Here is a 19,775-nt window from a genome sequence, read left to right as displayed (position 1 = left end):
TTCGCCGCGCGCAAGTGCGGCGCGGCAATGGCCGGCCAGACCTGTGGCGCAATGCACGCATGGAAGAATGTCGCCCCATGACGCGACCGCAGCCCGACGCCCGCCACGCCTACCCGCAGTTCGTGCCGCTGACCACGCGGTGGATGGACAACGACGTCTACGGCCACCTGAACAACGTCGTCTACTACAGCCTGTTCGACACCGCCGTGAACCGCCTGCTCATCGAGGCCGGCGCGCTGGACATCCATGCGGGCGACGTCATCGGGCTGGTGGTGGAGACGCACTGCAACTTCTTCGAGTCGCTGGCATTCCCGCAGAAGATCGACGCCGGCGTGCGCGTGGCACACCAGGGCCGTTCCAGCGTGCGCTACGAGATCGGCCTGTTCGCCGAAGGGTCGGACCTGTGCGCCGCGCGCGGCCACTTCGTGCACGTCTACGTGGACCGCGACAGCCGCCGCCCGGTGGCCGAGCTGCCGCCCGCCTACCTTCAAGCCTTGAAAGCCCTGACCCCATGAGCCGTTTCGCCACGCCCACGCCCGAGCAGACCGCCGCGGTGGACGCCGCCATCAAGACCCGGCACTCGCTGCGCGCCTTCCTGCCCACGCCGGTGCCGCGCCAGACCGTCGAGGACATCCTGGAGGTGGCCCGCTGGGCGCCGTCGGGCACCAACACCCAGCCCTGGCAGGTGCATGTACTGACGGGCGAGGCGCTCAAGCGCACCGCCGGCCGCATCCAGGCTGCCTACCTGGACCCCGAGCAGAACGCCGCCCACAAGGAGGCCTACGCCTACTACCCGCACGAGTGGCGCAGCCCCTACATCGACCGCCGTCGCAAGGTGGGCTGGGACCTGTACGGCCTGCTGGGCATCGCCAAGACCGACAAGGCGCGCATGCAGCACCAGCACGGCCGCAACTTCGTGTTCTTCGATGCGCCGGTGGGGCTGTTCTTCACGATTGACCGCGTCATGCAGCAGGGCTCGTGGCTGGACTACGGCATGTTCCTGCAGAACGTCATGATCGCCGCGCGCGCCCGCGGCCTGCACACCTGCCCGCAGGCGGCGTTCACGCAGTTCCATCGGCTGATCGCCGAGGAGCTGCAGCTGAACGACGAACAGATGCTGGTGTGCGGCATGTCGCTGGGGTTCGCCGACCCCGCTGCCGTCGAGAACGGCCTCGTCACCGAACGCGCGCCGGTGGCCGAGTTCACCCGCTTCCTGGAATGACTGCGCCTGTCGCAGTGCCGCTGCCGCCATTGCTCGTGGTGGGCTGGAGATGACCGTGTTGAAGAAGATCCTCGTCGCGCGGCTTGCGCCGCCCGAAGTCCTCGAGAAGCTGAAGGCGCACTTCGACGTGGATTACCACGACGGCGAGCTGCCGCTGACCGCCGAAGCGCTGCGCGACCGCCTGCAGGGCAAGGCCGGCGCCTACATCACCGGTACCGAGCGCATCACGCCCGAGCTGCTGGACGCCTGCCCAGCGCTGCGCGCCGTCTGCACGATGAGCGTGGGCTACAACCACATCGACCTGGCCGCCTGCACGGCGCGCCGCGTGCTCGTCACCAACACGCCCGACGTGCTGACCGAGACGACCGCCGACCTCGGCTTCGCACTGCTGATGGCCACCGCCCGGCGCATGGGCGAGGGCGAGCGGCTGCTGCGCGACGGCGGCTGGAAGAGCTGGCGCTGGGACTTCCTGGCCGGCGCGGAAGTGCACGGCACGACGCTGGGCATCCTGGGCATGGGCCGCATCGGCCAGGCCATCGCACGGCGCGGGCGCTTCGGCTTCGGCATGCAGGTGGCGTATCACAACCGCTCGCGGCTGCCGGCCGAGGCGGAAGGCGAGCTGGGCGCGCGCTACCTGAGTAAAGAAGCGTTGCTGCGCGAGGCCGATCACCTCGTGCTGGTGCTGCCCTACTCGGCCGAATCGCACCACTGCATCGCCGCCGCCGAGCTGGCGCTGATGAAGCCGACGGCCACGCTCGTCAACATCGCGCGCGGCGGCATCATCGATGAAGACGCGCTCGCCGCGGCGCTGCGCGAGCACCGCATTGCCGCTGCGGGCCTGGACGTGTTCGAGGGTGAGCCCCGGGTCAACCCGGCGCTCCTGAGCCTGCCCAACGTCGTGCTGACGCCGCACATCGGCAGCGCCACCATGCCCACGCGCATCGCGATGGCCACGCTTGCCGCCGACAATCTGCTCGCCGCGCTGACCGGCGCCCCGCCGCCCACGCCGCTGAATCCCGAAATCCTGCCCCTGTGATGAAACCGCTGCTGCTCGCCCTCGTTCTCGCCCCCGCCCTGGCTTTCGGCCAGTCCGACCGCATCAAGCGCCCGGAGCCCGGCAAGGCCCCCGAGAAGGTGGAGGACGACAAGACGCCGCGTGACCCCAACAAGTTCGCCGCGCTGGCGCTGCTGGGCGACCGTGTGCAGCTGCTGGCGCTGACGCCGGCCCGCGGCGACACCGTGCAGAGCGGCGAGTGGACCGCCACACCCGCCGGCAAGCTGGACGACGCCGTGCTGCAGGCGCTGAACGAGGCCGTCAAGGCCAGCGGCGACAAGCGAGAGGCTCGCCTCTACACGTCCACCACGCGCAGCCTGTTCGGCGACCCGGCCAACCTGTTCGTCGACGGCAAGCTCAGCCTGCCGGGCAACCTGGCGGCCGCGGTGCGCCAAAGCGGCGCGGCCAACCTGCTGCTGGTCACGCGCAGCCGCCAGGAGCCGGCGCTGGCCGCCGCGCTGCCGGGGCGCATCCTCGCGACGCTGGAAGGCCCCGGCTTCGTGCTGGACCAGCGCCCCAGCGGCCAGATCGGCTTCGACGGCCAACCCGGCAAGCCGGTGTTCGCGCCGTTCGTGTCCATCCGCGTCGCGCTGATCGACCTGGCCGACATGCGGCTCAAGCGCGAGCAGTCGCTGGCCGTGGCTGCCCGCCAGTCGGTGGCGGACGGCGATGCCAACCCTTGGGCTTCGACGACGCCCGAGCAGCGCGTGAAAGCGCTGGAGGCGCTCATCGAGGCCGAGATGCCGCGCGTGATGAAGGGCCTGGTCTCGCCGTAGGGCGACCAGCCCGCTGTTCGACGCCGGATCGGCCGGCGGCGGCTCGTGCCCTGCATGGACAATGCCGTCATGAGCTTGATCGACGTGTTGCTGCTGGGCCTGCTGGCCCTGGTTGTTGTGCTGCTGGTGATGGTCTGGCTGCGCCAGAAAACTTTCTCCCCGGACCTGCTGCTGCAGGGCAACGAGCGCCTGGAGCGGGAGCTGCGCGACGAGCTGGGCCGCAGCGCCAGTGGCACGCGGCAGGAGCTGCTGCAGGGGCTGGCGCAGTTCCAGCAGGTGCTGACGCAGGGCCTGCAGGGCAGCAACCAGTCGCTCAGCGCCCAGGCGCTGGCCGCGCGCGAGGCGCAGGACGCCGCGGCGCTGCGCGGCGTGCAGGCCCAGGCCGAATCCATGCAGAAGCTGAACGACGCGATGCGCGAGCAGCTGCAGGCGCTGTCCAAGACCAACGACCAGCGCCTGGCCGAGCTGCGTCTCACCGTGGAGCAGCGCCTCACCGCCATCCAGCAGGACAACGAGAAGAAGCTGGAGCAGATGCGCGCCACCGTCGACGAGAAGTTGCACGCGACGCTGGAGCAGCGCCTGGGCGAGAGCTTCAAGCAGGTGGCCGAGCGGCTGGAGCAGGTGCACAAGGGCCTGGGCGAGATGCAGAACCTGGCACGCGACGTGGGCTCGCTGAACCGCGTGCTGACCAACGTGAAGACACGCGGCGTGTTCGGCGAGGTGCAGCTGGCCGGGCTGCTGGACCAGGTGTTCACGCCCGAGCAGTACGCCGCCAACGTGGCGACGTTGCCGGGCTCCAGCGAGCGCGTGGAGTTCGCGATCTCGTTGCCGGGCCAGCGCGACGACGGCAAGCCGCTGTGGCTGCCCATCGACGCCAAGTTCCCGCGCGAGGACTACGAGCGGCTGCTGGACGCCCAGGAGCGCGCCGACGCGCCCGCCGCCGAGGCCGCGGGCAAGGCCATCGAGAACCGGCTGCGCCTGGAGGCGAAGACCATCCGCGAGAAGTACATCGGCCCGCCGCACACCACCGACTTCGCGATCCTGTTCGTGCCCACCGAGGGCCTGTACGCCGAGGCGCTGCGCCGCCCCGGCCTGGTGGAAGGCCTGCAGCGCGAGCACAAGGTGATGCTGTGCGGCCCGACGACGCTGCTGGCCACGCTGACCAGCCTGCAGATGGGCTTCCGCACGCTGGCGCTGGAGAAGCGCTCGGCCGAGGTCTGGGAGGTGCTGGGCGCCGTGAAGACCGAGTTCGGCAAGTTCGGCGACGTGCTGGCCAAGGCCAAGAAGAAGCTGGAGGAAGCCGGCAACACGCTGGACGCCGCCGAAGTGCGCACGCGGGCGATGACGCGCAAGCTCAAGACCGTGGAGGCGCTGCCCGATGACGCCGCCCAGCAGCTGCTGCAACTGGGCCAGGGCCACGGCGAGGACGCCGAGTGACCCCTTCAGCGCGCGCGCCGGTGCCGAAGCAGAACATGCGCGGCGCATTCTGGTGGCTCATCGCCACCATCATCTGCGTGCACGCCTGCATGGCCACCACGCGCGTCACGGCCAGCCTGTGGGTGCTGAACCAGGGCTACGGCGAGGCGTCGGTGGGCATGCTGCTGAGCCTGTTCGCCGTTGCGCCCATCGTGCTGTCGCTGTGGGCCGGCCGGCTGGCCGACCGGCACGGCTTCCACCGCCCGGTGGGCGTGGGCGTGGTGCTGGCCTTCGTCGGCGCGTTGCTGGCGCTGCTGATCCCCAAGCTGTGGGCCATCGCCACCGGCTGCCTGCTGTGCGGTGGCGCCGTGGCCGTGGCGGCCGTGGCGCTGCAGCGCGAGGCCGGGCTGATGGCCGAGGAGCCCGGCGAGCTGAAGAAGATCTTCAGCTGGATGGCGCTGGGGCCGGCGCTGTCCAACGCGCTGTCGCCGATCATTGCGGGCCTGCTGATCGACCACATCGGCATGACGGCTGCCTTCGGCTTCGCGGCGCTGCTGCCGCTGCTGGCCTGGGTGCTGGCGCGCAAGGTGCCGCGCAATCCGCCCAAGGTCGTCACCAAGAGCTTCCGCGAGCCGGCCGCGTGGGACCTGTTCCGTCTGCCGGCCTACCGCCGCCTGCTGCTGGTCAACCTGGCGCTGTCGGCGGGCTGGGACGCGCACAGCTTCGTCGTGCCCGTGGTGGGCCACGCCCGCGGGCTGTCGGCGGCCAGCATCGGGCTGGTGCTGGGCAGCTTCGCGTTGGCGGCCACCGTCGTGCGGCTGGCCATCGTGCGCTTTGCCGACGACATCGACGAGGCGAGGGCGCTGCGCGCCGCGATGGCGCTGGCGACGCTGACCTTCATCGCCTACGCCTGGCTGCCCGGCACGCTGGGCCTGATGCTGGGCTCGGCGCTGCTGGGCACGGCGCTGGGTTCGGTGCAGCCCATGATCCTGGCCATGATGCACCGCGCCACGCCGCCCGAGCGCCACGGTCAGGCGCTGGGGCTGCGCATGCTGACAGTGAACGGTGCGACGGTGAGCATGCCCATGGGCTTCGGCATGCTGGCCGCGGCCACGGCGCTGGCGGCCCCCATGTGGGTGATGGCGGCGGCCCTGTTGGCCGCGCAATGGCCCGCCCGAAAACTCTGAGGCCCGACAGCATCGGCCGCCGGATGTGGCCTGTGCGCAAGCTGACAGGGCTGGTGGTGGGGATGCTCGCGGCAACGACCGTGCTGGCCCAGGTCGACGAGGGAGACGCAGACGACTCGCCCGCCGCATGCCGAGGCGCTGCGGCAGGCCCAGCTGGCCATGATCGAGGGAAGCCTCGGTGGCGGGCGCTGGGCGCATCCGTTCTACTGGGCGGGCTACGCCCTCTTCGGTGATCCATCGCGATAGGAGTCCGGCCATGCGTGCGCTGGTGTTGAGCCTGTTCCTGTTGAGTTCGGCCGCCCTGGCCCAGCCCGTCTGCGAGGTCATGGCCGTCAGCGGCGACGCGCAGCGCGAGGACGGCCGCGCACTGGCCGTGGGCGACCGGCTGGATGTGGGCAACGCGCTGCGCACCGGCGCGGCGGGCCGCGTGCGGCTGAAGTTCACCGACGGCTCGGTGCTGGTGCTGGCCGACAACAGCCAGCTGCGCATCGCCGCCTTCAGCGCCGGCAGCGGCCAGCCGCGCACGGCCGAGTTGCTGCTGGAGCTGGGCCTGGTGGGCCAGCGCGTGAACCCGTCGGCCGGCGGCGCATGGCGCGTGCGCACGCCCACCGCCGTGACGGCCGTGCGCGGCACCGAGTTCAGCGTCGAGGTGGGCGACGACCGCGCCACCGCCGTGCTCGTGAAGACCGGCGAGGTGGACGTGGAGCCCGCCGCACCGCAGACGCACGGCATCAAGCCGCGCTACCCCGTGAAGCTCGCCACGCGGCAGGCCGGCACGCGCTGCAACGGCCAGGAGTGCACCGAGGCGTCCACCTGGGCCGCCGAGCGTGTGCAGCGCGTCGAGCAGCGGCTGGGGGCGCTGGATTGACGCGCGTCGCCTACGGCTTGATCGCGGCCGCGGCGGCGCTGCTGGGCATTGCGTTCTGGGCGCTGCGCGCCGACGTGGCCGCGTTCAGCCGGCTGGACCATGGCGTGCTGGACGCGCAGACGCAGTGGCGCGGCCCGCTCAAGCCCGGTACCGAGCTGCCGCTGCTGCTGGTGCGTGTGGACGACGCCGCGCTGGAGGCGCTGGGCGGCCGCGTGCCCGACCGCGCGGAGATGGCCCGCGCCGTGCAGCGGCTGCAGGACGGCGGTGCGCGGGCCATCGCGCTGGACCTGCTGCTGCTGCCCGGCGGCGGCGCGCGCGAGGCCGACGCCGCGCTGGCCGGCGCGATGCAGGCCGGCGGGCGCACGCTGATCCCGTTCGCGCTGCCGGACGACGGCGAACCCGCCGCCGAGCCGCCGCCGGCCGTGCTCGCCCAGGCCTTGCTGGCCTATGACGGCGAGGACGCGCTGGCGCGAAGCGAAGCGGACTTCTACCGACCGCGCCGGCTGCTGGCGCCCGAGCCCGCGCTGGCGGCCGCGGCGGCGGGGCTGGGCCATGTGACGGTGCGCCGCGAGACCGACGGCAGCCTGCGCCATGACCTGCCGCTGCTGCGGCTGGGCGGCGAGGTCTACCCGTCGCTGGCGCTGCGGCTGGCCGCGCTGGCGCGTGGCGTCGAATGGCGCGACGTGCAGGCCAGCTTCGGCGAAGAGGTGCGGCTGGGCGCCGGCCTGCGCGTGCCGCTGGATGCGCTGTCGCGGCTGGGCGTCAACTACTACGGCCCCGGTGGCACGTTCGAGGCGGTGGGCTTCGCCGAACTGCTGGCGGGCAAGGTCGACCCGGCGCGGCTGCGTGGCCGGGTGGCCGTCGTCGGCGTTGCGGCGCTGGCTGCGGGCGACCACTTCCCGTCGCCGTTCGACCCCGGTCTGGCCGGCATGGAGCGCCTCGCCACCGTCACCGACAACCTGCTGACCGGCCGCAGCCTGCGGCACCCGGCCTGGGTCGGCGCGGCCGAGCTGGCGGCCCTGCTGCTGCTGCCGCTGGCGGCGGTGCTGCTGCTGGCGCGGCGGCGGCTGGCGCCCGCGCTGGCCATCATCGCGCTGGGCGGCGCGGCGCTGCTGGCGCTGGCGCAGTGGGGCTTCGAGCGCCACCACATCGTCGTGTCGCTGGCGCCGCCTCTGCTGGCGCTGGCCGTGGCGACGCTGGGCGCCAGTCTGCTGCGGGCCGCCGTCGAGCAAGGGCGGCGGCGCGTTGCCGCACGCCGGCTGGCGGCCAGCGAGCAGCGCTACGCGCTGGCCGCCCGGGGTGCCAACGACGGGCTGTGGGACTGGGACCTCGCCACCGGCGACGTCTACTACTCGCCGCGCTGGCTGTCGCTGATGGGCCTGTCGGCCGCGGAGGCCGGCCAGCACATCGATGCGTGGACGCTGCCGCTGGAGCCCGCCGCCGGCGCCGCCTTCCGCGCCGAGCTGCAGGCCCACCTGGACGGCCGCAGCCTGCAGTTCCATCACGTGCTGCATTTCCATCAGGGCGGCCAGGAGCGCTGGCTGCTGGCGCGCGGGCTGGCGGTGCGGGAAGGGCAAGGTGAAGGCGTGGGCGAAGGCGCGGATGAAGGCGGGCGGCCGGTGCGCATGGCCGGTTCGCTGACCGACATCTCCGAGAGCCAGCGCCTGCAGCGCCAGATCAGCTTCGACGCGCTGCACGACCGCCTCACCGGCCTGGCCAACCGCGTGCTGTTCCGCGAGCAGCTGGCGCAGCTGCTGACCGGCCTGAGTGCGCCCGAGACCGGCCTGCTGCTGCTGGGGCTGGACGGCTTTCGCACGCTGAACGAGACGCACGGCCCGGTGGCGGGCGATGCGGTGCTGACCGAGCTGGCGGGGCGGCTGAAGGCCGCGTTCGGCGCGCGCCATCTGGTGGCGCGGCTGGGGCCCGACCAGTTCGCGCTGCTGCTGGCCGGCGGCGACGCGGCGGCCGGGCTCGCCAGGAGCGTGCGGGCGCTGCTGGAGCCGCCCTTCGGCGCGCAGGGCCTGGCCGTCAGCGCCGGCATCGCCTGGGCGCAGCGCCGCCATGGCCCGGCCAGTGCCGACGAGCTGCTGGCCGCCGCCGAGGGCGCGCTGGCCCGGGCCAAGGCGGCCGGCCCGGGGCAGACGCATGAGTTCGACCCGGCTGAGCAACTGGTGGAGCAGTCGCGCCGCTGGCTGCGCGACGCCATCGACGCGGCGCTGGCCGCGGGCGACCAGTTCGAGCTGCACTACCAGCCCTTCGTGCGGCTGCACGACCGCAGCCTGCTGGGCTTCGAGGCGCTGATCCGCTGGCGCCACCCCAGCAAGGGCGTCATCATGCCGGGCGACTTCATTCCGGTGGCCGAGGCCAGCGGGCAGATCTGCGCCATCGGCCGCTGGGCGCTGCTGGAGGCGGCAGCGCAACTGCGCCGCTGGCAGCCTCTGGGCTTCACGGGCGAGGTGGCGGTCAACCTGTCGGGCGTGCAACTGGAGCGCGACCTGGAACTGCTGGCCGACGCCCGCGCGACGCTGGCCGCTTTGGGCGACGTGCCCACGCACCGGCTCAAGCTGGAGGTGACGGAGAGCATGGCCATGGCCAACCCGCAGCGCAGTGCCGAGGTGCTGCAGGAGCTGGCGCGCATGGGCTTCAAACTGTCCATCGACGACTTCGGCACCGGCTACTCGTCGCTGGCCTATCTGCACCGCTTCCCGTTCGACACGCTGAAGGTGGACCGCAGCTTTGTCATCCGCCTCGGGGTTGGCCGCGAGGCGCAGGAGATCGTGCGGACCATCGTGGGCCTGGGCGCCGCCTTGGGCAAGCAGACGCTGGCCGAGGGTGTGGAGGACGAGAAGCAGGCCGAGCTGCTGGCGCAGCTGGGCGTGCAGGTGGGGCAGGGCTGGCTGTTCGCCAAGGCGCTGCCTGAGGCCGAGGCCACCCGGGCCATTCAGGCGCCGCCCTGGCGGCGTTGAGGAGGCACTCCGCGGCGGCTGTCGCTGACAGCCAGCTTGCACGACGCGCCGTTCTCGTCATACCGTGGCGGGAATGGCACTAACGCCCCCCTCGGCTGGAACGCTTGCGCGATCATGGTGCGCGCTGGCGCCCCGCAGCGGGCGCGCGCCGACTCCGGATCAACCCTTCAGCGAGGTGATATGCGCGTCAACCAGCCCGTGACCCAGCGTGAGTTCGACTTTGCAGCGGATGCCACGCTGATGTCGACCACCGATCCGCAGAGCCACGTGAAGTACGCCAACGATGCGTTCATCGCGGTCAGCGGCTTCACGCGCGAGGAAATCATCGGCCAGCCGCACAACTTCGTGCGCCACCCGGACATGCCGGAGGCCGCCTTCGCCGACATGTGGGCGACGTTGAAGGGCGGCGAGCCGTGGACGGGGCTGGTGAAGAACCGCCGCAAGGACGGCGACCACTACTGGGTGCGTGCCAACGCCGTGCCCATCGTGCGCGCCGGGCGCACACAGGGCTACATGTCGGTACGCACGCGCGCCACGCGCGACGAGTCGGCGGCGGCCGAACAGCTGTATGCCGGCATGCGCGAGGGCCGCGCCGGCGTGCGCCTGCACAAGGGGCTGCTGCTGGGCGGCGGTGCGCTGGGCGCGCTGTTCAACTGGCGCAAGACGATGGGCGCGCGCGGCCGCATCCGGCTCACGCTGCTGCTGGTGTGGCTGGCCATGCTGCTGGTGGGCATCCCCATCGCGTCGGACTGGGCGGCGCTGGCGCGGCTGGCCGTGGTGGTGGGCATCGGCATGGCGGTCACGGCGGTCATCTTCGAGCAGATGTTCGCGCGGCCGCTGGAGGAGCTGCAGCGCCAGGCGCTGGCCGTCGCCACCGGCGCGCAGCAGGACGTGGCCAGCATGGACCGCGTCGACGAGATCGGCATGAGCATGCGCTGCATCAGCCAGCTGGGTCTGATGTTCCGGTGGCTGGTGGCCGATGTGGGCCAGCAGGTCGTGCACCTGCAGACGGCGGTGGAAGAGATCGCCCGCGGCAACGAGGACCTGAGCTCGCGCACCGAGCAGGCCGCGTCCAGCCTGGAGCAGACGGCGTCGTCGATGGAGCAGATGACCGCCACCGTGAAGAACAACGCCGACACGGCGGCGCAGGCCAACGACCTGTCGGGCCAGGCGCGCTCCGCCGCGGCGCAGGGCGGCGAGGCGGTGGCCCAGGTGATCTCGCGCATGGGCGACATCTCCGCCAGCTCGCGCCGCATCGCCGACATCATCGGCACCATCGACGGCATAGCCTTCCAGACCAACATCCTGGCGTTGAACGCGGCCGTGGAGGCCGCGCGTGCCGGCGAGCAGGGCCGCGGCTTTGCCGTCGTGGCCGGTGAGGTGCGCAGCCTGGCGCAGCGCAGTGCCGAAGCGGCCAAGGAGATCAAGACACTGATCGGCGCCAGCGTGGAGCAGGTGGAGGCCGGTTCGCGCATGGTGGACGACGCTGGCAAGACGATGGAGGAGATCCAGGCCAAGGTGCAGCGCGTGTCCGACCTGATCGGCGAGATCAGCGGCTCGGTGCGCGAGCAGAGCACCGGCATCGCCCAGGTGGGCCAGGCCGTCAGCCACCTCGACCAGGTGACGCAGCAGAACGCGGCGTTGGTGGAGCAGAGCACGGCCGCGTCGTACAGCCTGAAGCAGCAGGCGGCCAGTCTGGTGGACGCGGTGGGCGTGTTCCGCTGACACCGCGCCGGGCCGCCCAAGCGGCGATTGGGATCTGACGAACGGCCCCCGTCGCAAAAGCACGCAGAATCCGCGCCAGGCCGAACATGCGGCCGCTGGAGCGAGACAGATGCGGATCACGGTGAATGGGTGGGTGGCGCGGGGCCTGGGCGCTGCCCTGTTGGGGCTGGCATTGGGGGGCGCGCAGGCGCAACCGGCGGCTCGGGTGAAGCCCGGGACGCCGCGCCCGGTGGCCGTGGCCGCGGCGGCACAGCCCGAGCCGGTGCGGGAGCTGGGCGGCATCGAGGAGTACCGCCTGCCCAACGGCCTGCAGGTGCTGCTGTTCCCCGACGCGACGCAGACGACGACCACCGTCAACATCACCTACCGCGTCGGCAGCCGCCACGAGGCGCCGGGCGAGTACGGCATGGCCCACCTGCTGGAGCACATGCTGTTCAAGGGCACCGCGCGCCAAAAGGACATCCCCGGTGCGATGGCGCAGCGCGGCGTGCGCTTCAACGGCACGACGACGACGGACCGGACGAACTACTTCGCCAGCTTCAACGCGAATGCCGACACGCTGGCCTTCCTGCTGGACCTGGAAGCCGATCGCATGGTGAACAGCCGCGTCGCCAAGGCCGATCTGGACACCGAGATGACGGTGGTGCGCAACGAGTTCGAGCGCGGCGAGAACCAGCCCTTCGCCGTGCTGGCCCAGCGCGTCAATGCCGCGGCGTTTGCCTGGCACCCGTACGGCCACGCCACCATCGGCCCGAAGAGCGACATCGAGAACGTGCCCATCGAGAAGCTGCAGGGCTTCTACAAGCGCTACTACCGGCCCGACAACGCGACGCTGCTGATCGCCGGAAGCTTCGACAAGGCGGCCACGCTGGCGCTGATCGGCAGGCACTTCGGCCCGCTGGCCAGGCCCGCCGCGCCCATCCCGCAGCCCTACACCGTGGAGCCGCCGCAGGACGGCGAGCGCAGCGTCGTCGTGCGCCGCGTGGGCGGCCAGCCGATTCTTCTCGCGGCTTACCACGTGCCCGCCATCACGCACCCCGACACGCCGGCCCTCATCGTCTACGGCCTGCTGATGAGCCTGCAGCCCAGCGGTCAGCTCTACAAGCAGCTGGTCGACACCAAGCTGGCCGTGGCGGCCGGCATCGGCGGCTCGGGCGGCGCGGAGCCGGGCGTGGCCAACGCTTTCGCGGCGCTGCCGCCGGGCGCGGATGTTGACAAGGTCGAGAAGCTGCTGCTGGACCTGGCCGAAGGCCGCGACGCCAAGCCGTTCGACGAGAGCGAGCTGGCGCGCGTGCGCGACATCGCCGTCAACAGCTACCGCCAGCAGATGAAGAACCCCGAGGCGCTGATCCAGCAGATCTCCGGCCTCATCGCCGCCGGCGACTGGCGGCTGCTGTTCCAGCTGATGGAGGACATCCCCAAGGTCACGCTGGCCGACGTCGAGCGCGTGCGCGCGGCCTACTTCAAACCCGCCAACCGCACGCTGGGCCGCTACCTGCCGGCAGCGGCCGTGGAGCGCGTGGAGATTCCCGTCGCGCCGGCGCTGGACCGGCGCCTGGCCGAGCTGAAGGGCCCGCCCAAGGTGGAGGCCGGCGAGCAGCTGGAGCCGGTGCCGGCGGTGCTGGAGTCGCGCACGAAGCGCACCACGCTGCCCAGCGGCATCGCGCTGCACACGCTGCAGAAGCAGACGCGCGGCAACACCGTCGTGCTGCAGATGCAGCTGCGCTGGGGCGAGCGCGACGCGACCTTCGCCCGCAACGGCACCGGCGCCGTGGGCCAGCTGATGGACGAGGGCAGCGCCGGCTTCACGAAGCAGCAGTTGCAGGACGCGCTCATCAAGCTGCGTGCCAGCCTCAACGTGACCAGCTACGACCAGGGCGCCACCATCTACTTGAGCGCCGAGCGCGACACGCTGCTGCCGGCGCTGCGCGTGGCGGCCGACGCACTGCGCCGCCCCAGCCTGCCGCAGGACGGCTTCGACCGCGACATGAAGGCCAGCCTGGCGGGCATCGAGGCCTCGCGCCAGGAGCCCGGCGTGCTGCGCCAGGAGGCCACGCGCAAGCACTACAACGCCGCGCGGGGTGTCACGCTGGGCCACCCGGACTACGTGATGAGCGTGGACGAGCGCATCGCCAACCTGAAGGCGACGACGCTGGACGACGTGAAGCGCTTCTATGCCGACTACTGGAGCGCCAACGAGGCGCAGGTCAGCGTCGTCGGCGCGCTGCCGGACGGCCTGGCCGCCGAGCTGGAGCAGCTGTTCGGCGACTGGAAGAAGCCGGCCGCGCCGAAGTTCGTGCGCCATGTGCCGCAGCATGTGACGGTGCCGCCGGCGCGCTTCGACGCCATCGCGCGCGACAAGGCCAATGCCATCGTGCGCCTGCACCAGACGCTGCCGCTGAACACCGAGGACGCCGACTACGCCGCGCTGGAGCTGGCCGTGCACGTCTTCGGCGGTGGCGGGCTGGAGAGCCGGCTGTCCGAGCGCGTGCGCCAGAAGGAGGGCCTGACCTACGGCATCGGCGCCTCGCTGGGCGCCGGCTACTGGGGCAATGCCGGCAGCTTCGCCATCCAGGCCAGCTACGCGCCGGACAAGCGCGAGCGCGTCATCGCCGTCGTGCAGGAGGAGGTCGAGCGCATGACCCGCGACGGCCTCACCGCCGCCGAGCTGGCGCGTGCGAAGAAGGACATCCTGGAAGGCCGCAAGCAGGGCCGCGCCGACCCTGGCGCGCTGGCCGGCGGCCTCACCAGCCTGGCCGAGCGCGGCGAGACCTGGGCCGCCGCGCAAAAGCGTGACGAGGCGTTGGCGAATGTGACGGTGGAGCAGGCCAACGCGGCCTGGCGCCGGCACATCCATGCCGACAGTTTCATCATCTCGACGGCGGGTGACTTCAAGACTCCTTGACATGGAGCCCCTCGTTCAAGGCGTACCTTGAACGGCCCCCCGAGGGGGCGGGTGCTTGCCGGCTCTACCGGCAAGCACCCGCCCAGGCGGGCCGGCTTGGGGCGGCCCGGCGCTTGGCCCGAAAAGTGCGCTGCGGCGCTAGAGTGCCCTTTCAGCTTCCTTGGTTCAGGAGACCGCCATGAAGATCGAGCCCTACCTGTTCTTTGACGGCCGCTGCGAGGAAGCCATCGAGTTCTACCAGCAGGCGCTGGGCGCCAAGGTGGAGTTCCTGATGCGCAATGCCGAGAGCCCCGAGCCGCCGCCCGAGGGCATGCTGCCGCCGGGGTCGGAGGACAAGATCATGCATGCGTCGGTGCACATCGGCGGCGCGCTGGTCATGATGTCCGACGGCCTGTGCGGCGGCGAGGCCAGCTTCAAGGGCTTCTCGTTGTCGCTGGACTGCCCAGACGCCGACGCCGCCCGCGAGGCCTTCGCGGCGCTGGCCGACGGTGGCCAGGTGACCATGCCGTTGCGCAAGACCTTCTGGGCGCCGCTGTTCGGCATGGTGACGGACCGTTTCGGCGTCGGCTGGATGGTGGGCGTGTCGGACGACGCGACGCCCTGATGCAGCCCGCCCAGCTGCCGGCACACCTGCTGGCCGACTGCTCGTCCTGCGCGGCGCTGTGCTGCGTGATCCCGCCGTTCGACGCCGTGCAGGGCTTCGGCTTCGACAAGCCGGCCGAGACACCCTGCCGGCACCTGTGCGCCGACCACCGCTGCGGCATCCATGACGACCTCATCGAGCGCGGCTTCAGCGGCTGCGTGGCCTTCGACTGCCTGGGTGCCGGGCAGCGCCTGACCGCCATGGCCGCGGCGCGCTTCGGCACCGTCGACGACTGGCGCGCCCGGCCCGACGTGGCGCGCTGGCTGTTCGCGGCCTATCCCAAGGTGCGCGAGGCGCAGGAGTGGCTGGCCCGGCTGAGCCTGGCGGCCACGGTGTCCGGGTTGGCGCCGCTGCAGGCGCTGGCAGCCGAGCTGGAGGCCGACGCCGGCCGCTGGCCCGACTGGACGGCGGACGAGCGCACGGCCTGGCAGGGGCGGGTGCGGGCCGCGCTCGCGCCGCTGGCGGAAAATGGCCGGGCAAGGAGTTGATGCGATGTATGGATTGATTGGCAGCTTCAAGGCTGTCGAGGGTCGGCGGGCCGAGCTCATCCGCCTGCTGCTGGCGGAGACGGGCGACATGCCGGGCTGCCTGAGCTACGTGGTGGCCGAGGACCCCGCCGACGACGTGACCGTCTGGGTCACCGAGGTCTGGACCGACGCCGCCGCGCACAAGGCGTCGCTGCAGTTGCCGGCCGTGAAGGCCGTCATCGCGCAGGCCATGCCGCTGATCGCCGCGTTCGGCGAGCACCGCGAAACCCGACCGGTGGCCCGCGATGTTTCCTGACTGGGTGGAGCCCAAGTGGCAGCAGCGCCGTGGCGTGCGCAAGATCCACGTCGTGGCCGTGCTCAGCGCGCTGCTGGCGGCGGGTGTCGTCTACGGGCTGTTCAACGAATTCGGCATCATCGAATCGAACCGGCCCGGCCAGGTGGACCGGCAGCTCATCGCGGCGGTGGACCTGCGCGTGGGCAACCCGGCCGGCGCGGCCGCGCGCGGCGAGGCCCGGGCCCGTGCGGACGTCGAGGCCGGTCTGTTGCAGCTGGAGACCTTCGGCGACGCGGTCACGCCGGCCCAGGCCCGGCTCGCGAAGCAGCGCTACGGGCTCACGTGGGTCAACAAGGGCAAGTCGCCGACGCTGCTGACCCAGGCCCATGCCGACGCGTACAACCGTGTCATGCGCGCCGAGATCGAGCGCCGCCACGGGCGCGAGGTCGCGGACGAACTGCTGCCCATGCCCAGCCCGCCCCCCGGGCAGGACGAGAAGGACAAGTCATGAAGCTCATCGGCATGCTGGACTCGCCGTTCGTGCGCCGTGTCGCCATCTCGATGCGGCTGCTGGGCCTGCCGTTCGAGCATGAGGCCGTGTCGGTGTTCCGCGGGTTCGACGCGTTCCGGCAGATCAACCCGGTCGTCAAGGCGCCCACGCTGGTCTGCGACGACGGCACGGTGCTGATGGACTCCACGCTGCTGCTGCAGTACGCCGAGGCGCTGGCCGGCCGCAGCCTGCTGCCCACCACGCCGGCCGGGCTGCAACACGAGCTGCGGCTCATCGGCCTGGCGCTGGCGGCCTGCGAGAAGACCGCGCAGATCGTCTACGAACGCGGCCTGCGCCCGGCCGAGAAGCACCACCAGCCCTGGGTGGACCGCGTCACGGGGCAGCTCGACGCCGCCCACCGCGCGCTGGACGCCGAGCTGGCCGCGCGGCCGCTGCACACGGCGACCGAGGCGGGTCTCACGCAGGCCGCCGTCACGGTGGGCGTGGCCTGGGGCTTCACGCGTTTCGTGCTGCCCGAGTGCGCGCCGGCCGAGGCCTTCCCGCACCTGGCCGCGCATGCCGACGCCGTCGAGCAGCTGCCGGTGTTCCGCGCCGTGCCCTGCGACGACGCCGTCCAGCTGGGCTGACCCATGGCCACCCGCCGCCCACCCCAGACCGTCTACGTCTTCCAGGGCGGTGGCGCCTTGGGCGCCTACCAGGCGGGTTTCGTCGAGGCGCTGAAGGACGCGCAGCTGCCGCCGGACTGGCTGGTGGGCACGTCCATCGGCGCCATCAACGCCGCGCTGATTGCCGGCAATGCGCCGGCCGACCGGGTGACCGCGCTGCGCAGCTTCTGGGACCGCGTGACGCGGCCGACGCCGTCGTTCCAGCTGCCCGCCAGCCCGTGGACGGCGCTGTGGCAGCAGGGCCTGCAGACCTGGCAGACGCTGACCAGCGGCGTGCCCGGCTTCTTCAAGCCGCGTGGCCCGCAGGCCTGGGACATGAACCGCCGCGCGCCGCTGGCCGAGCTGGGCTTCTACGACACCTCACCGCTGGCCGCCACGCTGCGTGAGCTGGTGGACTTCGACCGCATTGCTGCCGCCGAGACGCGGCTGACGCTGTGCGCCGTCAACGTGCGGTCGGGTGCGCTTGCCTTGTTCGACAACCGCGACGGCAAGACGCGCATCGGCCCCGAGCATGTGCTGGCCAGCGGCGCGCTGCCGCCCGGCTTCGCGCCGGTGGTCATCGACGGCGAGGCCTACTGGGATGGCGGCATCTACAGCAACACGCCGCTGGACGTGGTGCTGGACGACGCCGAGCGCCGCGACACGCTGTGTTTCATGGTGGATCTATGGGACGCCAGCGAGGCCGCGCCCGGCACCATGGCTGGCGCGCTGACGCGCTACAAGGACATCCAGTACGCCAGCCGCATCTGCGAGCACCTGGACGACCATGAGCGCATGCAGAACCTGCGCCGCGCGCTGCGTGTCGTCGGCCGCCAGCTGGGCACGAAGGCGGCGGCGGACCCCACCGTGAAGGCGTTGCTGGCGCTGGGCTGCGACTCGCGCATCGACGTGGTCCATCTCGTGATGCAGGCACTGCCGGGCGAGGACTCCTGGCGCGACATCGACTTCAGCGACAGCCGGCTCGCCGCCCGCTGGGCCGCGGGCCTGAAGGATGGCCAGCGTGTGCTGGCCCGGGCCGCCTGGCGCACGCCCTGGCACGACGACCTGGGCATGCGCGTGCACGCGCTGGATGACGCCGGCTGAGGATCAGCTCATGCCCTGATGGCGCAGCAGCGCATCGATGCGCGGCTCGCGGCCGCGGAAGGCCTTGAAGTTGTCGATCGCGTCACGCGCGCCGCCTTGCTCCAGCACTTCGGTCAGGAAGCGCTTGCCGGTGGCGGCGTTGAACACACCTTCTTCCTCGAATGCGCTCCAGGCGTCGGCGCTCAGCAGCTCGGCCCACTTGTAGCTGTAGTAGCCCGCCGCATAGCCGCCCGCGAAAATGTGCGAGAAGCTGTGCTGGAAGCGGTTGAAGGCCGGCGGGATCAGCACGGCGACTTCGGCGCGCACCTCGTCCAGTACCTTCTGCACATGGCCTTCGGCGCCGGGCTCGCCATGCAGGCGCATGTCGAACAGCGCGAACTCGATCTGGCGCAGCGTCATCAGCCCGCTCTGGAAGTTCTTGGCGGCGATCATCTTGTCGAACAGCTCGCGCGGCAGCGGCTCACCGCTGTCGACATGGCCGCTCAACTGCTGCAGCACGTCCCACTCCCAGCAGAAGTTCTCCATGAACTGGCTGGGCAGCTCAACGGCATCCCACTCGACGCCGGAGATGCCCGACACGCCCAGGTCGTTCACCTGCGTGAGCATGTGGTGCAGGCCGTGGCCGAACTCGTGGAAGAGGGTGATGACGTCGTCATGCGTCAGCAGCGCAGGCTTGTCGCCGACGGGCGACGCGAAGTTGCACACCAGCTGCGCGACCGGCGTCTGCTGTTCTCCGCCGGGCTTGAGCCAGCGGCTGCGTACCTCGTCCATCCACGCGCCAGGGCGCTTGCCGGTACGGGCGTAGAGATCGAGGTAGAACTGCGCGATGAGCTGGCCGCCGCGCCGGAGTTCGTAGAACTTCACGGTGTCGTGCCAGACCGGGGCCTGGGCCTCGCTGATCTGCACGTCGAACAGCCGCTCGATGATGGAGAACAGGCCGGCGACGACCTTGGGCGCGGTGAAGTACTGCTTCACGGTCTGGTCGCTGAAGGCGTAGCGGGCTTCCTTGAGCTTCTCGCTCCAGTAAGACACGTCCCAGCTTTCCAGCGGCTGACCCTTGCTGAAGTCACGCAGCTCGGCCAGGTCCTTCTCGGCGAAGGGCCGAGCGCGGCGGGCGAGGTCGCGCAGGAAGGCGATGACCTCGGCGGGTGACGACGCCATCTTGGGCGCCAGCGACACCTCGGCGAAGCTGGCATAGCCCAGCAGCTTCGCTTCTTCCTGGCGCAGCGCGACGATCTCGCGCATGGCGGCGGTGTTGTCCCACTCGGGCTTGCCCTGCTCGCTGGCGCGCGTCACGTAGGCGCGGTAGAGCTGCTCGCGCAGGGCGCGGTTCTCCGCGTACTGCATGACGGGCAGGTAGACCGGGAAGTGCAGCGTGAGCTTGTGGCCGCCATCGTCCAGCTTCGTCGCGTCCAGCACGTCCTGCGGCACGCCGGCCAGCTCGTCAGCGGTGGCGACGTAGCTCCAGCCGTCGGTGGCGTCCAGCACATGCTCGCTGAACTGCTGCTGCAGCTCGGCAGCGCGCTCCTGGATGGCGGCATAGCGCTCGCGGGCCTCGCCCTGCAGTTCGGCGCCGGACAGCACGAAATTGCGGATGGCGTGCTTGAGCACCTGCTGGCGCGGTGCGCTCAGGCGCTCGCCCTGCGTGGCCATCACGGCCTTGTACTTGGCGAACAGCGCCTCGTTGGCGCCCATGGCGGTGCTGAACTCGGTGACGGCCGGCAGCATCGCGTTGAAGGCCTCGCGCAGCGCCGGCGTGTCGGCCACCGCGTTCAGGTGGCCCACCGCGCCCCAGGCGGTGCCCAACTGCTCAGTGGTGGTGTCCAGGATGCGTGACAGCGCGTCGTAGTCGGCCGGCGTCTCGGGTTTCACGGCCTCATCGAGCGCAGCTTGCGCCGCGGCCAGCAACTCGGTAATGGCAGGCTGCACATGCTCGGGCTGGATGGCCGCGAAGTCGGGCAGGGCGGCGGTGGACAGCAGGGGATTGGTCAT

General features: G+C 71.5%; 17 protein-coding genes and 1 pseudogene. 17 read left to right on the top strand and 1 reads right to left on the bottom strand.

What is annotated here, in order from left to right; genetic code table 11:
• The first annotated feature begins 77 nt into the window (after positions 1-77).
• The 17 genes and pseudogenes from AC1Q7O_RS07985 to AC1Q7O_RS07905 all read left to right on the top strand — a co-directional run bounded on the left by AC1Q7O_RS07985 (position 78) and on the right by AC1Q7O_RS07905 (position 17,783).
• Positions 78-515 carry an acyl-CoA thioesterase gene (locus tag AC1Q7O_RS07985; RefSeq protein WP_492661927.1) on the top strand — a complete coding sequence of 146 codons (438 nt, stop codon included), beginning with the start codon at positions 78-80 and terminating at the stop codon, positions 513-515.
• Positions 512-1,222, top strand: a complete 711-nt coding sequence (locus tag AC1Q7O_RS07980) for a nitroreductase (protein ID WP_492661928.1) — start codon at positions 512-514, stop codon at positions 1,220-1,222. Before AC1Q7O_RS07985 ends, AC1Q7O_RS07980 begins: the two co-directional genes overlap by 4 nt.
• A 49-nt stretch (positions 1,223-1,271) precedes the next feature.
• On the top strand, positions 1,272-2,258 hold the full coding sequence (locus AC1Q7O_RS07975) for a 2-hydroxyacid dehydrogenase (RefSeq protein WP_492661929.1): 987 nt from the start codon (positions 1,272-1,274) through the stop codon (positions 2,256-2,258).
• On the top strand, positions 2,258-3,052 hold the full coding sequence (locus AC1Q7O_RS07970; RefSeq protein ID WP_492661930.1) for a hypothetical protein: 795 nt from the start codon (positions 2,258-2,260) through the stop codon (positions 3,050-3,052). The genes AC1Q7O_RS07975 and AC1Q7O_RS07970 overlap by 1 nt, the downstream gene beginning before the upstream one ends.
• Before the next feature lie 69 nt (positions 3,053-3,121).
• Positions 3,122-4,489 (top strand): DNA recombination protein RmuC, encoded by a 1,368-nt coding sequence (locus tag AC1Q7O_RS07965; protein WP_492661931.1) that lies wholly within the window; start codon positions 3,122-3,124, stop codon positions 4,487-4,489.
• A gap of 35 nt (positions 4,490-4,524) precedes the next feature.
• Positions 4,525-5,655 (top strand): MFS transporter, encoded by a 1,131-nt coding sequence (locus AC1Q7O_RS07960; protein ID WP_492661932.1) that lies wholly within the window; start codon positions 4,525-4,527, stop codon positions 5,653-5,655.
• Between the two features lie 129 nt (positions 5,656-5,784).
• Positions 5,785-5,901, top strand: a pseudogene (locus AC1Q7O_RS07955) (CHAT domain-containing protein); the annotation flags it as partial.
• Between the two features lie 10 nt (positions 5,902-5,911).
• Complete coding sequence (locus AC1Q7O_RS07950) at positions 5,912-6,523, top strand: FecR family protein (protein ID WP_492661933.1); 612 nt, start codon at positions 5,912-5,914, stop codon at positions 6,521-6,523.
• On the top strand, positions 6,520-9,489 hold the full coding sequence (locus AC1Q7O_RS07945) for an EAL domain-containing protein (RefSeq protein WP_492661934.1): 2,970 nt from the start codon (positions 6,520-6,522) through the stop codon (positions 9,487-9,489). The genes AC1Q7O_RS07950 and AC1Q7O_RS07945 overlap by 4 nt, the downstream gene beginning before the upstream one ends.
• A 180-nt stretch (positions 9,490-9,669) precedes the next feature.
• On the top strand, positions 9,670-11,214 hold the full coding sequence (locus AC1Q7O_RS07940) for a methyl-accepting chemotaxis protein (protein ID WP_492661935.1): 1,545 nt from the start codon (positions 9,670-9,672) through the stop codon (positions 11,212-11,214).
• A 205-nt stretch (positions 11,215-11,419) separates the two neighbouring features.
• The gene (locus AC1Q7O_RS07935; RefSeq protein WP_492661936.1) at positions 11,420-14,119 is read left to right on the top strand and encodes a M16 family metallopeptidase; all 2,700 of its coding nucleotides are present in this window, start codon (positions 11,420-11,422) and stop codon (positions 14,117-14,119) included.
• Between the two features lie 178 nt (positions 14,120-14,297).
• Positions 14,298-14,723, top strand: a complete 426-nt coding sequence (locus tag AC1Q7O_RS07930) for a VOC family protein (protein ID WP_492661937.1) — start codon at positions 14,298-14,300, stop codon at positions 14,721-14,723.
• Positions 14,723-15,250 (top strand): hypothetical protein, encoded by a 528-nt coding sequence (locus AC1Q7O_RS07925; protein WP_492661938.1) that lies wholly within the window; start codon positions 14,723-14,725, stop codon positions 15,248-15,250. The genes AC1Q7O_RS07930 and AC1Q7O_RS07925 overlap by 1 nt, the downstream gene beginning before the upstream one ends.
• A gap of 4 nt (positions 15,251-15,254) precedes the next feature.
• Positions 15,255-15,545, top strand: a complete 291-nt coding sequence (locus AC1Q7O_RS07920) for a putative quinol monooxygenase (protein ID WP_492661939.1) — start codon at positions 15,255-15,257, stop codon at positions 15,543-15,545.
• Positions 15,535-16,035: a hypothetical protein gene (locus tag AC1Q7O_RS07915; RefSeq protein WP_492661940.1), complete on the top strand. Its 501-nt coding sequence runs from the start codon at positions 15,535-15,537 to the stop codon at positions 16,033-16,035. Before AC1Q7O_RS07920 ends, AC1Q7O_RS07915 begins: the two co-directional genes overlap by 11 nt.
• Complete coding sequence (locus tag AC1Q7O_RS07910) at positions 16,032-16,661, top strand: glutathione S-transferase (RefSeq protein ID WP_492661941.1); 630 nt, start codon at positions 16,032-16,034, stop codon at positions 16,659-16,661. Before AC1Q7O_RS07915 ends, AC1Q7O_RS07910 begins: the two co-directional genes overlap by 4 nt.
• Positions 16,662-16,664: 3 nt before the next feature.
• The gene (locus AC1Q7O_RS07905; RefSeq protein ID WP_492661942.1) at positions 16,665-17,783 is read left to right on the top strand and encodes a patatin-like phospholipase family protein; all 1,119 of its coding nucleotides are present in this window, start codon (positions 16,665-16,667) and stop codon (positions 17,781-17,783) included.
• A gap of 3 nt (positions 17,784-17,786) precedes the next feature.
• Here the strand turns inward: AC1Q7O_RS07905 and AC1Q7O_RS07900 are convergent, their stop codons facing one another.
• Positions 17,787-19,775, bottom strand: coding sequence for a M3 family metallopeptidase (locus tag AC1Q7O_RS07900; protein WP_492661943.1), 1,989 nt, complete (start codon positions 19,773-19,775; stop codon positions 17,787-17,789).

This window comes from Roseateles sp. GW823-FHT07B05 (genome assembly GCF_058794515.1).
Note: the sequence above shows the minus strand (reverse complement) of the source record. Positions and strands in the feature narration are given on the sequence as shown.

Excerpts from the sequence above, each read along its gene's own strand:
- AC1Q7O_RS07985 (WP_492661927.1), top strand. The coding sequence starts at position 78 with ATGACGCGACCGCAGCCCGACGCCCGCCACGCCTACCCGCAGTTCGTG.
- AC1Q7O_RS07980 (WP_492661928.1), top strand. The coding sequence starts at position 512 with ATGAGCCGTTTCGCCACGCCCACGCCCGAGCAGACCGCCGCGGTGGAC.
- AC1Q7O_RS07975 (WP_492661929.1), top strand. The coding sequence starts at position 1,272 with ATGACCGTGTTGAAGAAGATCCTCGTCGCGCGGCTTGCGCCGCCCGAA.
- AC1Q7O_RS07970 (WP_492661930.1), top strand. The coding sequence starts at position 2,258 with ATGAAACCGCTGCTGCTCGCCCTCGTTCTCGCCCCCGCCCTGGCTTTC.
- AC1Q7O_RS07965 (WP_492661931.1), top strand. The coding sequence starts at position 3,122 with ATGAGCTTGATCGACGTGTTGCTGCTGGGCCTGCTGGCCCTGGTTGTT.
- AC1Q7O_RS07960 (WP_492661932.1), top strand. The coding sequence starts at position 4,525 with ATGCGCGGCGCATTCTGGTGGCTCATCGCCACCATCATCTGCGTGCAC.
- AC1Q7O_RS07950 (WP_492661933.1), top strand. The coding sequence starts at position 5,912 with ATGCGTGCGCTGGTGTTGAGCCTGTTCCTGTTGAGTTCGGCCGCCCTG.
- AC1Q7O_RS07940 (WP_492661935.1), top strand. The coding sequence starts at position 9,670 with ATGCGCGTCAACCAGCCCGTGACCCAGCGTGAGTTCGACTTTGCAGCG.
- AC1Q7O_RS07930 (WP_492661937.1), top strand. The coding sequence starts at position 14,298 with ATGAAGATCGAGCCCTACCTGTTCTTTGACGGCCGCTGCGAGGAAGCC.
- AC1Q7O_RS07925 (WP_492661938.1), top strand. The coding sequence starts at position 14,723 with ATGCAGCCCGCCCAGCTGCCGGCACACCTGCTGGCCGACTGCTCGTCC.
- AC1Q7O_RS07920 (WP_492661939.1), top strand. The coding sequence starts at position 15,255 with ATGTATGGATTGATTGGCAGCTTCAAGGCTGTCGAGGGTCGGCGGGCC.
- AC1Q7O_RS07915 (WP_492661940.1), top strand. The coding sequence starts at position 15,535 with ATGTTTCCTGACTGGGTGGAGCCCAAGTGGCAGCAGCGCCGTGGCGTG.
- AC1Q7O_RS07910 (WP_492661941.1), top strand. The coding sequence starts at position 16,032 with ATGAAGCTCATCGGCATGCTGGACTCGCCGTTCGTGCGCCGTGTCGCC.
- AC1Q7O_RS07905 (WP_492661942.1), top strand. The coding sequence starts at position 16,665 with ATGGCCACCCGCCGCCCACCCCAGACCGTCTACGTCTTCCAGGGCGGT.
- AC1Q7O_RS07900 (WP_492661943.1), bottom strand. The coding sequence starts at position 19,775 with ATGACCAATCCCCTGCTGTCCACCGCCGCCCTGCCCGACTTCGCGGCC.